The sequence below is a fragment of the Halobacillus andaensis genome, from assembly GCF_014636475.1.
Taxonomy (GTDB): Bacteria; Bacillota; Bacilli; order Bacillales; family Halobacillaceae; genus Halobacillus_A; species Halobacillus_A andaensis.
Window position 1 is genome coordinate 1160156 of sequence record NZ_BMEL01000001.1, and the last position, 14101, is coordinate 1174256.

The following is a 14101-nucleotide window of genomic DNA, read 5'->3' on the forward strand; positions in this document are numbered from 1 at the left end:
TGAATACTAATTCAGTGTAAAGAGTTGAGAACAATACCGTCAATGAAATTTTTTAAAAATGAGTCTATTTCCATAAAAGGAATTTATTTCTTACTATGCAATAAAGGACTATTTACTCATTCACTGAACAATCCTATTAATAATAAGACTATTGCTAAAAACTCTCGCTCTCCATGAATGGTAATATTTTCTTAAGGATTTGTGCTCTCTCTTTACTACTTCTATTCCTTGAAAGAATACCTTCATTGTTTGATAGTAAACGCTTATGACATTACATTAAATTTCTCCTTTCCGTCGGTTTTTTCTACTTCTTCTACGAGTGAATTTTATTGTATAAAATACCCTCATGAATGGTCATGAGGGTGGTCACCTGTAAATTCAGGAAGAGGGTCAGCAAACGTCTTCCAATCCTCCTCCATTTCTCTTTCTGAAAGAAGGCATTGATCAAGCGTTTCTATAATTTTTTTCTGGTCCATTTCTATACCAATAAAAACAAGCTCTGTTAAACGGTCACCATAAGTGTCATCCCACCGGGTCAGTAATTCTGGGTCTTCCGCTAAAATCTCTTGCTGATCAGTTTCCGGAAGCACAGCAATCCACTCTCCTGCTCCTTGAATCGACAACGAAGTGCCAGCCTGAGATAGCAAACCAGCTATGTCATTTCGGGAAGCAATCCAGAAAAAACCTTTGGCACGTATAATGGAGGAGGGCCAGTTCTCAAGCCATGCCATGAGTCGTTCAGGATGGAATGGCTTCTTGCTTCGATAAACAAAAGAGCTAATGTTGTATTCGTCACTTTCAGGCACATGGTCCTCGTTCAATTCTTTAATCCATCCAGCGCCCTGGCTTACTTTCTCAAAATCAAAACGCCCTGTGTTCAATACCTCTTCAGGAGCTACTCGACTGAACTCACTTTCTACAATTCTAGCTTCGGGATTGAGCTGATGGAGAACGGCTTTTAATTCATCACGATCGCTCGACTTAACGAGATCGATTTTGTTTAACACAATGACATTCGCAAATTCAATTTGATCAATTAATAGATCGATAACTTCTCTCGCATCTGTTTCATCCGCAGCTTGCTGACGGTCCAGCAAGGTTTCTCCTGAGGCATAATCATCCCAGAAGCGATTGGCATCTACGACGGTCACCATCGTATCTAACCGACAGTTCTCGCCTAAGTGAATACCCGGTTCTTCGTCCTCATAAGTAAAGCTTTGCGCTACAGGAATGGGTTCCGATATACCCGTTGATTCTATTAAAATATAATCTATGTCCATTGCGGCAAGCTTTTCGACTTCTTGGATCAAATCTTCACGTAATGTACAGCAGATGCAGCCATTTTGCAGCTCGACCAATTTTTCTTCTGTCCGTTTAAACCTACCCTGTTTCACCATGCTGGCATCTATATTCACTTCACTCATGTCGTTGACGACGACAGCAATTTTCCAATCGGTTTGATTGTGAAGCAAGTGATTCAATAGTGTGGTCTTCCCTGATCCGAGATATCCGCTAAGTACAGTAACCGGTATGTTTGACTTCATTAAAAATATCCTCCTACGCATGAACAATTCGTTCCGCTGCTTTTCTCCCTCCGGCGATATTGCGAGCGGCCGGTCCGATTTCAAGTTCGGCTAATGCACCGGCCACATATAAGCCATCTTTCCATTCAAGATTTTGATTTACGATTGGAAATCCGCAAGGGGCACATGGAAGTTCATACTTAGCAATCGTTTTTTCTAACCATTCCTTACCCGGCAGGCAGGCTTCTGCACCTGTTGCTAGAATAAGGTGCTCTGTGTAAATAGCTGGATGATGCATCAATTTAAGTTTAATCTCAGTGTTTTTTTGAGCAGCTTCATTGATTTCATCTGTTATAATCGTTAACTTGCCTTTTTGTTGTAACGTTTTAAGTTCATTACGAAGTCCTTTTGTAATGGATCCGCGATTCCTCGCTTCTTTTATTAAATTACGACGTTTTTGATAACATCGTGTTCGGTTGTATCGATGTAAATATTTCGGGCCGAGCCACCCGGGATCGCTGTCAAAATCCTCAACTCGAAACGGATGTCGTTTAATGAGACTGACTGGTTCAGAGGCTTTTTCGGCAAGTGATTTTGCCATATGAGCAGCAGTTATCCCGCCCCCGACAATCGTGCATCGTCCTTCCTGGTCCGGCGCATTTTCTTTGAAAATGTGATGTACGCGAGTTGGCTTATGGCGTTTAAGAACATCGGCCCAATCGGGATAATGCGGGCGGTTATTGACGCCAAGTGCAAGGACAACGCTCTCCGCTTCCACCACCTCAGCTTGATCAATAGAAATATTCCAATGCGCTGTATCTTTCTCTAAACCTGTAACAAACCCCCGCCTCCAGCAATCCTTCACGCCTTCACGATTGAACAAATCGTCACAATGCTGATTAAACATATCAAGACGCGGACGGCCATAGTAACCGAGAAATGCACCGGCATAGTCGTTACTTTTTGCATATTTTTTCAAGCTGTAAGGATCCGGGTCAAGATGGTGTACAGAGGGGGAGCGCAAATAGGACATTCCCATCCGTTTCGTGAGAGTCTTCCACTTTGTCATCGGCTGTTCAAATGGATCAATGATGAGCAGATCTTTTTTATTCACTTTATTGTAATGGAGAAGATGGGCTGCAATCATACTGCCTTGAATGCCTCCCCCAACAATGACCCATTGATACATCGTTCCACGCTCCTTTTACCAGCTCGATTTTTTAACGCCAGGAATTTGGCCTTTATGAGCATATTCACGAAAGGCAATTCGAGACATCTTAAACTTCCTCATGTAGCCGCGTGGTCGGCCGGTGACTTCACAACGACTTTTTAGACGAGTTGGAGATGAGTCACGCGGAAGCTTGCGTAGGGCCTCATAGTCTCCCTGTGCTTTAAGTTCTTTTCGTCGTTCAGCATATTTAGCTACCATTTCCTGACGTTTTTTTTCTTTTGCGATCTTTGACTTTTTAGCCATGAACCATTCACTCCTTTTATAATTTTGATAGAAAAATCCCCTGCAGAATCGTAATGCCTTAAGCAGGGCTCAAAAATCCATTTTGTATTTTGGATCATCTAAGTTATCCAGTAAGTAGAACTACTTAAAGAGTAATAATTACGATTTAAAAACGTTTAAAAAAATATCTCTTGTTGGGAAGAGATATTTGCGCACATTAAACAGTAATCATTACGTTTTAAAATTATAAGGGACATTCTTAATTTTGTAAACCTATTTAATCCATTAAAAAAAGACGCTCTTATTTGAGCGTCTTTAAACCTATTTGACTTCCTGGATAATCGACTGTCCCGTGGTCTGCTCTTGATCCAGCCACTGCCACCTTTCATGTAATTCTATTCTCCCGTCCTCCAATACTGTTGGAATGGACGTACATTGCCCGCCTCTAATCTCATGGTTTGTATTCACATGATTGTAGCGGAACTCAAGAGAATCATCAGGATGTACAATTCCGATCAGCTTTCCTTTTACAATATCTCCTCCGCCATAATCCGCGTAAAGGATATTGTCCTCCTGGTAGTAATGAAAATAGGTACGGGAAGAGACTTCTCCACTCGCTGAGTTTTCAATCGACATAAACATTCGATTATGGTAATTAATCAAAAAAACGCCTCCTTTAGTAACCTCCATATGTTTCACCTTGTTCTAGATTTATTTGACGCTGGCTTATGATTACCGTGTAGTCATTCTCCCATTTTACCGTCGCTTCATATTGAGGGTAGTTGGAATACACAGTCTTTTCAAACCACAACGGTCCGTAAATCTTAGCTTTTACTCCATGAGAAGTAGCGGCTCCTCCATTGGTACGATATACATGTATTTCATATTGACCATCTGGAGAATGGCTCACTTTCATAAGTTCTCGTGCATTTGGTGAGTTAATAAACAGTCCAATAAAAAGCACGCCCGACAATAGGAATGATACAACAATCGTAATCCAGCTCCTTAAACTGGTAAGCCAGCTTTTTTTGTACATCAGACCGATCAATCCTAAAATAAATGCAGCCCCACTTAGAAAAAATAATATGTATACAGGGGGCGCAATTAACCACGTTTGATGGAAGGAAGCATAAACGGCGTGAAGGGTTAACCCTAAACAAGCAAGCAATATAACGAAAGATGCAATATTTATCTTTTCGGGAAAGAAATTCCTCCTTTGTTTATTTTTATAATTTTAACATAACTTGAAATCGAGTAAATAAGCCTGGTAAGAAAAACTCACCAGGCTTCCTGTACTATTTAATGATCTGGACTTTACGAATCATGCGCCCTTCAATTTCCAACACTTTAAACGTGAGGTTTAGTCTTTCAAGAACTTCCCCTTCTTCAAGAAAATCATTGCATTCCTTCAGCAAGTACCCTGCAAGAACATCTTCTTCTTCAGGGATTTGTGTATCAAAAATCGAATTTAAGCGGCGCAGCGTAATTTTACCATCACAAATAATCTCTGTTTCCGTTAACTTTTCCACTAATGTGTCGGTCTCAAGATCCATCTCATCTTCAATCTCTAGGCCAATCATGGATTCGATAATATCTTCGTGTGTGAGAATGCCTTCCGTTCCCCCATACTCATCTAAGACGATCGCTAAATGCTTTCTCTCTTTAGTCATTTTACGGAATACCCACTCAATCGTGTGAAACTCATACACAATTAAAGGATCAAAGTCGATAAAATCTTTAAAAGGCTTCTCCTCCGTTGTTGACCAGGAAATCAAATATTTTGAGTGAAAGACCGCGACAATATCGTCCATATCTTCATTGTAAACCGGATACCTGGTAAATGGGTTATTAATGACAACATCGCGAACTTCCTCGAACGTGGCTGTACTTGGAAGAGCGACAATTTCCACTCGAGGCGTTTTCATTACATCTTTAACGTTTAAGTTGTAGAAATCGAGGGCTCCCTTAATACGATAAGATTCAGTCTGATCAAACGTTCCTTCTGAATCTGCAATATCCACCATCGTACGTAATTCCTCTTTAGAAACGGACATTTCCTCGCCTTGATTTTTAGATAGCGCACGTGTAATTGTACCTGTCAGCCAATTTAGCACGATCGTAATCGGCTTAAACACAATTACGAAGAAACGAATAATGGGTGATACCATGTAAGCAATACGATCAGGAAATGCTGCAGCTATAGACTTTGGTATAACTTCAGCAAAAATAATGATCACGATTGTTAAAATAGCCGAAGCCAGCCCTACACTAAACCCATATTGGATCGCAAGTGTCGTCACGAGTGTAGGTAAAAGAATGTTTGCAATATTGTTTCCTATTAAAATGGTTGTGATAAACTCTTGAGGTCTGGACACTAAGTTTAAAAGTTTCTCTGCCTTTTTATCCTGTTGTCCAGCCTTCGTTTGAAGTCGCATTTTATTGGTTGCTGTTAAAGCTGTTTCACTTCCTGAGAAGAATAGTGAAACAAAGATTAATAATATGATCGCAATGATCACGTATGGCTTCCCCCTTTAGGAATTTTCCCTATTAAAAAATTACAGTATGTTACTACTATAGAATATTTCCTATTCATAAGGAAGCAAAACGATAGTTTGCCTTACTTACCGCTTCTGAGTTATACAAAAGATCTCTGCAAAATCATTGGTGATCTGTTTTTCAGGATTTAAAAAAACATCCTCCTTTATTCGACTCAGCCCTCGCTCGTAAGCCTCATCATCAATTAAAGTTAATACCGAGATATCCCGGTTTTCTGCATAAGAAACGTAATCGGCAGCCCTTACGTTTTCCATTTGATAGGTGCATTCGATCTTAACTTCGAACCCTCTTTGAGACAGCTCATTAAATAGGTCTTCGACTTGCCAGAATCGCTTTTCATCCTGTTGGTAAGCTTCAGGGAAGTAGTGATAGACCCACCATTTCTTCATCATATACATGTTAATGTTGTGTATTTTGAATACTCCGCCCTTTTTCAACACGCGCTTCACTTCATGTAAAGCCGCATCCTTATTCGTAAAATGGTGAAACGCATAATTGGTGCATATGTAATGGAATGTTTCATCTTCATAAGGAAGATTCTCAGTTAAAGCTTGAGTCAACGACACGTCCTGCAGTTTTTCTTTCGCTTTATGCAGCATTTTATCTGACGCATCTGCCCCATACCACTCGATAGGCTGGTTATGAAAATAACTTTTCTGATGATTTAGATAGATGCCTGTACCACAAGCCAGATCCAACACGTGAAGGGGTGCCGCATTTGTTTGATCCTTTACATATGTTTTTAAAGTATTGTCTACTTCCATTTCTTCATGTCTAAAAGAATTATTGTCGTAAACGTCTGCAATCTTTGAAAAGTCTGTTTGTTTCATGAAAACTCCCTCCTTAAGTAAACCCAATTTTCTGAAGAATTGTAGATTTCATGGTACGATAAATAGAAGTATCTTCACTCCCATTACATACCTAAGGAGCAACTTCATTGATAAAAACTAAATCCCTGCTTTTACTTTGCATTTTTTTATTTTTCAGTAACTCGATTATTACGTTAATCATCAGTTATTTGCCCGTTTATTTTGATGATAAAGGCTTTACAGGTTCCGAAATCGGCTTCTTACTAGCGATCGGTCCTTTAATTGGATTATTCTCTCAGCCGATGTGGGGCTATTTTAGTGACAAATACAAGACAGTAAAAAAAACTCTCCTTTTATGTCTGACAGGTCTGCTGATTAGCAGTTTATTTTTGTTTAAAATGAACACGTTTACATCATTAATTTTGATTGGAGCATTCTTTTTTCTCTTTATGTCTGCCCTTGGAGGTCTGGGTGACAACCTCGCTAAGAAAACATCGATCCAAAGGGGCATTCCTTTTGGGAAGATTCGCATGTGGGGATCAGTAGGTTTTGCCTGTACGTCGTTAATCAGCGGAAAAATCCTCTCAATCATTGGCATCGAAAACTTGTTTTATCCCTTTCTCATAGTCGTTCTGATGACCATTCTCGTCGGATTCACCTTAAGCGATGCGTCCATTAGCAGTAAACCCGTAGCCTTAGCCGATGCAGCAAAACTAGTGATTAACAAGAAATTAGCCGCCTTCCTGCTTATCGTTCTATTTGTTACGACGACTCATCGGACGAATGATAACTTTATAGGCATGTATGTAAAAGAAATCGGCGGAGATGCCAGTTTAATCGGATGGGTTTGGTTCATCGGGGTCATGAGCGAAGCACTTGTGTTTGCCTTTAGTGCTCTTTGGTTTAGACGGTTCCAGCCGCTTACGTTCATTATTTTTGCAAGCTTACTGTACAGCTTCCGCTGGCTATTAATGTCGGCAGCAACCCAGCCTTTTGAAATCTTGATTCTTCAAGTGACGCATGGCATCTGTTTTGCGGTAATTTATGTTGCCTCGTTAGAGTTTTTAAGTGATATCGTTCCAAATGAGTTGCAATCAACAGGTCATCTACTGTTTTTAAGTGTAAGCTTTGGTCTTTCTGGAATTATTGGGGCTTTATTTGGAGGGTTTACACTCGACACGTTTGGCGGTTCAGTTCTTTATCAATGGTTAGGCTATATTGCGCTCATAGGATCAATTGGACTTATTGTCTACCGATTATTTTACCGTCTGGCTCCTCAAAAACAAGTTTATCAATAGGCAGGTTTCACTTACTTTTTCAAAGCTGCAAATGATTATCACCTGTTCGGATCACGCTCTAACCATAAATGGGTTAGGGAACACGACAGACTCCTGCGGGAGATGGTTAGACTACCACAGAGGAGTATCATCATAACCCTCTCAGAGCGAGCTGTTTTTTCACCCCTTTACACTTCATTTTTAGGCACTGAAATGAAACAAAGTCTAATGAAAAAAACCATTCCCTCACCACACAAGAAAAACGGTGAGGGAATGAACTTATACGATCGACTTCATTTGTATCGCTTGTTTTACATCCATGTACTCCATTTGGTGAGCATGAGCTACTTCTTTGTACGTCACACTTCCATTTACTACATTGAGTCCCTTTAATAAAGCTTTATCATCTAAACAAGCTTTCTCATACCCTTTTTTAGCTATTTGACTCGCATAAGGGATCGTAACGTTCGTTAAAGCAAGTGTAGAAGTTTTTGGAACAGCACCCGGCATATTTCCCACGGCATAATGCACGACCCCATGTTTCACATAGGTAGGGTCATCGTGAGTCGTCACCTGGTCCACAGTTTCTACAATTCCTCCTTGATCCACCGCGACGTCGACGATCACAGAACCCTCTTTCATGGAGCTCACCATATTTTCACTTACAAGCTTTGGTGCCTTAGCCCCAGGAATGAGCACAGCTCCAACGACGAGATCAGACTCCCGCACAGCTTCTTCCACATGTAAAGGATTGGACATTAAGGTGTTTACGGAAGTCCCGAACAAATCATCTAATTGACGCAGGCGTTCAGGGTTGAGATCGAGAATGTTCACGTCTGCCCCTAAACCAATCGCGATTTTCACGGCATTGGTTCCTACAACACCGCCACCGATCACCGTAACTTTCCCTCTCTTCACCCCAGGTACGCCGCCAAGCAGCACGCCTTTGCCACCTTTTGGCTTTTCTAGAAATTGTGCTCCAATTTGTGTAGCCATGCGTCCGGCTACTTCACTCATTGGAGTGAGCAATGGCAGCATTCCATTTTGCAGCTGAACCGTTTCATAAGCAATGGCGGTTACATTTTTTTCTACAAGGGCCTTTGTTAATCCTTTTTCAGCAGCTAAATGGAGATAGGCAAATAAAATTAAGCCGTCATAAAAGTATTTGTATTCTTCAGCAATTGGTTCTTTTACTTTAATCACCATTTCTTGAGCCCATGCCTCCGCCGGTGAACCAACTATACGTGCCCCCATGGCTTCATATTGCTCATCTGTAAAGCCAGAATGGACCCCCGCGGTTGTTTCGATCAAAACGTCGTGTCCTTCATTCGTAAGGCTCAAAACTCCTGCTGGTGTAATGGCGACACGATTTTCATTATTTTTTATTTCTTTAGGAATGCCTATACGCATTCGTTTCACCTCCCAGGACATGCCACGGCTTATAATTGTTTAATTCCATCGACCATCGTATTGATTAACAAAACGAGATCTTCTTCTTCAATCGATAAAGGCGGCGCAATCGTAAGGACGTTATTAAATCCAGCAACAGTCATACCATTCTTTCCGATAAAGATGCCTTTTTTCTTACAGTACGCAATGACACTATTCACTTTACTTCCTTCAAGAGGCGCTTTGGTTGCTTTGTTTTCTACTAATTCGATCCCAATCAGCAACCCTTTTCCTCGAACGTTACCTACATTCGCATGGTTCTGGAGACGATCCGTCAATTCCTGCCTCACTCGTTCACCCAGCTCTCTGGAACGGTCAAATAGTTTTTCATTTTCCAAAATCTCAATGTTCTTTAAAGCTAAAGCACATGCCGCCGGATTTCCTCCAAATGTATTAATATGACGGAAAAAGTCATATTGTTCCTCACCCGTAAAAGCTTCATAAATTTCCCGCTTTACAGCTGTGGCTGATAACGGTAAATAAGCACTTGTAATCCCTTTTGCCATCGTCACTATATCCGGCTTCACACCATAGTTCATAAATCCAAATGGTTTCCCTGTTCTCCCGAAACCACAAATGACTTCATCAGCGATTAATAGGGCGCCATGACGCTCACAAATTTCTTGAACTTCCGCCATATATTCTTCTGGGGGAACAATTACGCCGCCACCTGTAATAATCGGCTCCATGATCATTCCAGCGATGGTATCGCTCATCTCCCACGTCATCACTTGATCAATTTGCTGTGCGCCCCATCTGTCTTTTTCGCTATGATCATTTCGATATGTATCTGGCGGGGAAACATGAAGGAATCCTGGTCCTAACGGTTCATATTTGTACTTCCGTTCAGCTTGGCCGGTAGCTGCCAGAGCCCCAGTGGAATTTCCATGATAAGCTCGATACCTGGAAACGAATTTATACCGGTGATGATCTCCGTTTTGCTGGTGGTATTGTCTCGCAATTTTAAAAGCCGCTTCGTTTGCTTCAGATCCGCTGTTTGAAAAGAACACAACATAGTCGCCGCCTAAAAGCTCACTTACTTTTTCACTTAATTGAATGGCAGGTTCATGGCTTTGAGTTAAAGGCATATAAGATAATTCTTTTAACTGTTCATAGGCCGCTTCCGCTAATTCTTCTCTTCCATATCCGACATTTACACACCATAACCCGGACATTGCATCTAAATATTGGTTTCCATCTATATCCGTAATCCAGGATCCTTTTGCACTTTTGGCCACCATTGTAGCGTTTGGCGTGTAAGGCTTCATTGAATGCCAAACATACTTCTCATCTTTTGCAAGTACATCTTGAGTCACCTGAGCTTTTGTCAACGGAGATCCCCCCTCAAAATAATTAAGAAAATAATTGTTAGAATTATCTTAATTATCTAATATCAGGCGGGAATTATCATTAGACATTCTGTCAAACAAATTACTTTCAACATTCACATAATGACTACAAATATATTCCATCCGTTTTTTCTCATAGAAAAAGCCTGCCCCGAAAGGACAGACGTTACTTTTTTATTGTTTTTTGATAATCGTGAGCAAGAATTGTAAATTCAATCACTTGTCTTTTTTCGGCTTCCATAAAATCTTTACCTAACAGCTGTTCGAGCTTTTCTAAACGATGGTACAGCGTCTGCCGTACGACAAAGATTTTCTTAGCTGTTTCTTTTTTGGAACCATTACATGCCAAATAAACTTTTAAGGTCTGCAGCAAGTTCGTTTTATTTTTCTGATCATATTCAATGATGGGTTCCAAGTACTCATTGATAAGGCTATTTAAATCACTATGCTTATGTACAAGAGAGATCAATCGATACATATGCATATCTTCATAGAAATATTTATACTGACCGGGCGGAACTTTTCCTTGGATCGATAACGTTTCTTTCGCCGTGTTAAAACTTTCATGGAGCTGATCTAGACGCCTCACATATTTACCGCCAGCGATTTGAAAAGAAGAAACATGGGCATCTTCCAAGATCTTTTCCAGCCGGTCGATTCCTTTAGCCGTTCGGCTTTTCCAATCTTCTTCGCCTTCTTTATTCAAGAGAATAAACGTAAGAAGGTGGCGCTTCTCTACTGGAAATACAAAATAACCTTTCTGATCAAATACATTTTGGATCAGCATATTTAAATACGTAACATCCGTATTTAAAGGCTCATTTTTCTTCGTTTTTATTTTAACAATAAGTACAACAGCTCCTGATACGGAACCATTCATTTTATAAACAGTAAGGTGTTCATTAATTTCATCGAAGCTATGTACGCCTTGCAGCCATTCGAGCATCCATTCCGTTTCTTCAGCTTTCCGTTTTTCTTCCGTATAGAGTTCACGCAACAAATATTGAGCCAAAGCCGTAGCCGTACGATCTAATAAAAGAGATTCAAACTCTCCAAATTCTCTCACATGGGATAGCAAGTAAATAGTAGCAAACTCTCTTTCAAACACTTGAACCGGCTGCTTTAAAACTTTTTCAGTGTTGGTCGCTTTAAGCTGATCAATGGTGGCTAACAATTGTTCTCGTTCTGTCTCTTTCACAGCTGGAATCGTAACCACCTGGTGATCGTTGGCTATATAAACGAGCTGGCAATTTAAATATTGCTGCAAGTATTTAAGAATTTCAAAAGAGTTGTCGATCGACAATAGCTTTTTATTTAATCGTTGAGAGTAGTCTTCTAGATTTGTAATGAGCTCGTACTGTTGATTAATTAAATCTGAATGGATATCTTGCGTTATTTCTACAAATGACACTTCCTCTTCAAACGTAATGATGGGAAAGTCATGTTGGTTGGCTAACGTGATGGCTTCCTCAGGAATCTTGTCAATGAAACTTCCTAGTTCAATGCACAATCCAGCCACATTTCGTTGAATTAATTGATCTAATAATGAAAGAAACAGTTCATCGTTTTCTTTCCAACCAAACCCTGTGGACAGGACGAGTTCTCCGCCTTTTAAATTTTCTCTAACCTCAGTAATTTCAAATACGTGAACCCACTTGACGAGGCGGTCCAGTCCTTTATCTCCTGCTACGACGCTGGCGCATTTAAAATGGTCTCTTCCTAAAATGGTATGTATTGAAAAAGCAAAGTGACTCTTCATAGAATGACCCCTTATTCAAAGGTACTATAATTTTTCAGAAAAATCTATAAAATATAAGGGGGCATTCAAGAACACATGAAAAAGAGACGGCGGTTCCCGTCTCTTCTCTCCTATTGTTATAGAATTTTATTTGGTCTGTTTCTGCTGTTGAAAGAGGATCGTAGAAAAATATTTTCGCGAGTCTGGATGCAGAATTTGAAGTCTCTCCTTCTTTTCTTTTTTTGGGTCATTTCCTTCATAGGTGAATTCAATAAATGCCCCGCTTAGGTTCTCAGTCACAGCCGTCATGACGTAACCCTGTTCTAGTAAAAAATCGATCTTTTCTCTTTCTAATGCAAATTCACGATAAGATGACATGATCATCCTCCTCTACTCTAATCAGATTAGGCGTCGATTTTCGTCGGCCCTGATTCTGTGCCCGTTTTCTTCCCTAATTTTTCTTCCACAAAAGCTTCTCCAATTTCCCAGTCGCGGCCTACCGTAATACCGAGGTATTCATTGTCATCCGGATTTTCAATCTCCGCTTGCAGATACTTTTTAAAATACCAGTACTTAGCGAGAAAGTAATAACAGACGGCTCCTACGAGAAATCCGACAAAGAAAGAGTAGTTACTGAAGGTGTAAGCTGCAATACTTCCTATTACCCAGGAAATCATTCCAGCCCAGTTTACTCCACCTTGATAAGAGAACTGGCCTTCTTTTTTATACAGATCGTAAACATTCATCCTTCTTTTTCGTAACAAATAATAATCGGCAAAAATAATCCCTACTATTACAGAAAGAATAGCTGCGGCAACAAGAAGGACCGGAATTAACAGGTTAAACACACTCCACGGCTGAATCACCGTACCAACCAGTCCTGCGATAAAAACCCCGCCCCAGAACGGAAGCTTTGGTCCTCCTACATTAGAGAAAATCGTAGCAGCCGGTACGATATTTGCAGAGACGTTTGTAGACCATTGAGCCAGTACAATCATTAGCAAAAGAACACCTAATACAATTCCGCTGGCTGCTTCCTGCAACGCGACGACAGGATCGTAATTGGCTACTGAAATATAAGATACAGCACCGAGCACGACGATAAAGGTTTGAGTAAGTGGTAAAGCAATTAAACTCCCTACCATAGCCCCTTTATTTCGCTTAAACCAGTTTCTTTCAAACTTAGGAGCTTTGATGAAGCGCGAAATAGAAGAAACGTCTGCAGCCAATGTGGCCCAAAACCCCATATTACTAACCACTACAACAACAAACGCTGTGAACGCGGCACCGCCTGTGACCGGGCTCTCTACCCATGACCAAATATCTCTTCCCGCTTCAGTAGCTGAACCCGCTAACGTGTAATACATCCATATGCCAATCAGAATGATAACGGGAGCGGCTAAGTCAGCAAATTTCTCTACCGCTTTAATTCCTAAAGCCGTGTTTAATAATTGAAATAAAGCAAATATGATATAGCAGGTGATCCAGCTGTCGAATCCAAATAAAATATTTAATATACCGTTCATCGCAGTTGAACCAAAATAAGTATTAATCCCAAACCACATGGAAGCTGCTACCCCTCTGACGACAGAAGGAAAGTGCGTACCTAATGTCCCAAAAGGTGCCCTCATATAAACAGGAAAGGATATCCCATGTTCAATTCCAATATCTGCAGTCATCGTGATGGCAAGTCCAATAAGTATCGTACCTAACAGAGTTCCAAGAACAACGGCCAACAGAGAAATTGACTGAACACCAGCGCCGCCAATAGCAAAAGCTGCTAAAACGACCGCCATACCTACCCACATAAACGAAAAACCAAGCGTACTAATTTTCTTTTCACGATGAGGAATTGGCATTAGATCGGGCGACATTAAATGCTGATCTTTTTTGTCCATGTACAGGAATCCTCCTAATTTTACCTATAAATTTTTTATGAACTGCCTG

13 protein-coding genes are annotated in these 14101 nt (G+C 40.6%); 1 reads left to right on the top strand and 12 read right to left on the bottom strand.

The features are described 5' to 3' along the window. Positions 1–344 precede the first annotated feature (344 nt). From IEV27_RS06040 to IEV27_RS06070, 7 genes are all read right to left on the bottom strand, one after another. Positions 345–1544 carry a GTP-binding protein gene (locus IEV27_RS06040; RefSeq protein ID WP_188376531.1) on the bottom strand — a complete coding sequence of 400 codons (1200 nt, stop codon included), beginning with the start codon at positions 1542–1544 and terminating at the stop codon, positions 345–347. A 13-nt stretch (positions 1545–1557) separates the two neighbouring features. After that, positions 1558–2712 (bottom strand): FAD/NAD(P)-binding protein, encoded by a 1155-nt coding sequence (locus tag IEV27_RS06045; RefSeq protein WP_188376532.1) that lies wholly within the window; start codon positions 2710–2712, stop codon positions 1558–1560. 15 nt (positions 2713–2727) lie between these two features. After that, positions 2728–2997 (bottom strand): 30S ribosomal protein S14, encoded by a 270-nt coding sequence (rpsN, locus tag IEV27_RS06050; RefSeq protein WP_188376533.1) that lies wholly within the window; start codon positions 2995–2997, stop codon positions 2728–2730. Positions 2998–3297: 300 nt separating this feature from the next. Next, positions 3298–3639 carry an avidin-fold protein gene (locus tag IEV27_RS06055; protein ID WP_188376534.1) on the bottom strand — a complete coding sequence of 114 codons (342 nt, stop codon included), beginning with the start codon at positions 3637–3639 and terminating at the stop codon, positions 3298–3300. Positions 3640–3652: 13 nt separating this feature from the next. After that, a complete protein-coding gene (locus IEV27_RS06060) occupies positions 3653–4012 on the bottom strand; it encodes a DUF5412 family protein (protein ID WP_188376535.1) in 360 nt (119 codons plus the stop codon). Between the two features lie 259 nt (positions 4013–4271). After that, entirely contained in the window at positions 4272–5492 is a 1221-nt protein-coding gene (locus IEV27_RS06065; protein WP_188376536.1) for a hemolysin family protein, read from the bottom strand. Positions 5493–5597: 105 nt separating this feature from the next. Continuing rightward, positions 5598–6362 (bottom strand): class I SAM-dependent methyltransferase, encoded by a 765-nt coding sequence (locus tag IEV27_RS06070; RefSeq protein WP_188376537.1) that lies wholly within the window; start codon positions 6360–6362, stop codon positions 5598–5600. A gap of 107 nt (positions 6363–6469) precedes the next feature. On the opposite strand from IEV27_RS06070, the gene IEV27_RS06075 reads away from it, so the two are divergent. Further along, positions 6470–7639, top strand: coding sequence for an MFS transporter (locus IEV27_RS06075; protein WP_188376538.1), 1170 nt, complete (start codon positions 6470–6472; stop codon positions 7637–7639). Between the two features lie 258 nt (positions 7640–7897). Here IEV27_RS06075 and ald read toward each other — a convergent pair whose 3' ends face one another. From ald to IEV27_RS06100, 5 genes are all read right to left on the bottom strand, one after another. After that, positions 7898–9028: an alanine dehydrogenase gene (gene ald, locus IEV27_RS06080; protein WP_188376539.1), complete on the bottom strand. Its 1131-nt coding sequence runs from the start codon at positions 9026–9028 to the stop codon at positions 7898–7900. Positions 9029–9057: 29 nt separating this feature from the next. Next, positions 9058–10398: an aspartate aminotransferase family protein gene (locus IEV27_RS06085; RefSeq protein ID WP_188376540.1), complete on the bottom strand. Its 1341-nt coding sequence runs from the start codon at positions 10396–10398 to the stop codon at positions 9058–9060. 184 nt (positions 10399–10582) lie between these two features. After that, positions 10583–12175: a PucR family transcriptional regulator gene (locus IEV27_RS06090; RefSeq protein WP_188376541.1), complete on the bottom strand. Its 1593-nt coding sequence runs from the start codon at positions 12173–12175 to the stop codon at positions 10583–10585. 126 nt (positions 12176–12301) lie between these two features. After that, positions 12302–12532 (bottom strand): hypothetical protein, encoded by a 231-nt coding sequence (locus IEV27_RS06095; protein WP_188376542.1) that lies wholly within the window; start codon positions 12530–12532, stop codon positions 12302–12304. Between the two features lie 26 nt (positions 12533–12558). Continuing rightward, entirely contained in the window at positions 12559–14052 is a 1494-nt protein-coding gene (locus IEV27_RS06100) for an NCS1 family transporter (protein WP_188376543.1), read from the bottom strand. Positions 14053–14101 lie beyond the last annotated feature (49 nt).

Excerpts from the sequence above, each read along its gene's own strand:
- IEV27_RS06095 (WP_188376542.1), bottom strand. The coding sequence starts at position 12,532 with ATGTCATCTTATCGTGAATTTGCATTAGAAAGAGAAAAGATCGATTTT.
- IEV27_RS06045 (WP_188376532.1), bottom strand. The coding sequence starts at position 2,712 with ATGTATCAATGGGTCATTGTTGGGGGAGGCATTCAAGGCAGTATGATT.
- IEV27_RS06100 (WP_188376543.1), bottom strand. The coding sequence starts at position 14,052 with ATGGACAAAAAAGATCAGCATTTAATGTCGCCCGATCTAATGCCAATT.
- IEV27_RS06090 (WP_188376541.1), bottom strand. The coding sequence starts at position 12,175 with ATGAAGAGTCACTTTGCTTTTTCAATACATACCATTTTAGGAAGAGAC.
- IEV27_RS06060 (WP_188376535.1), bottom strand. The coding sequence starts at position 4,012 with ATGTACAAAAAAAGCTGGCTTACCAGTTTAAGGAGCTGGATTACGATT.
- IEV27_RS06070 (WP_188376537.1), bottom strand. The coding sequence starts at position 6,362 with ATGAAACAAACAGACTTTTCAAAGATTGCAGACGTTTACGACAATAAT.
- rpsN (WP_188376533.1), bottom strand. The coding sequence starts at position 2,997 with ATGGCTAAAAAGTCAAAGATCGCAAAAGAAAAAAAACGTCAGGAAATG.
- IEV27_RS06040 (WP_188376531.1), bottom strand. The coding sequence starts at position 1,544 with ATGAAGTCAAACATACCGGTTACTGTACTTAGCGGATATCTCGGATCA.
- ald (WP_188376539.1), bottom strand. The coding sequence starts at position 9,028 with ATGCGTATAGGCATTCCTAAAGAAATAAAAAATAATGAAAATCGTGTC.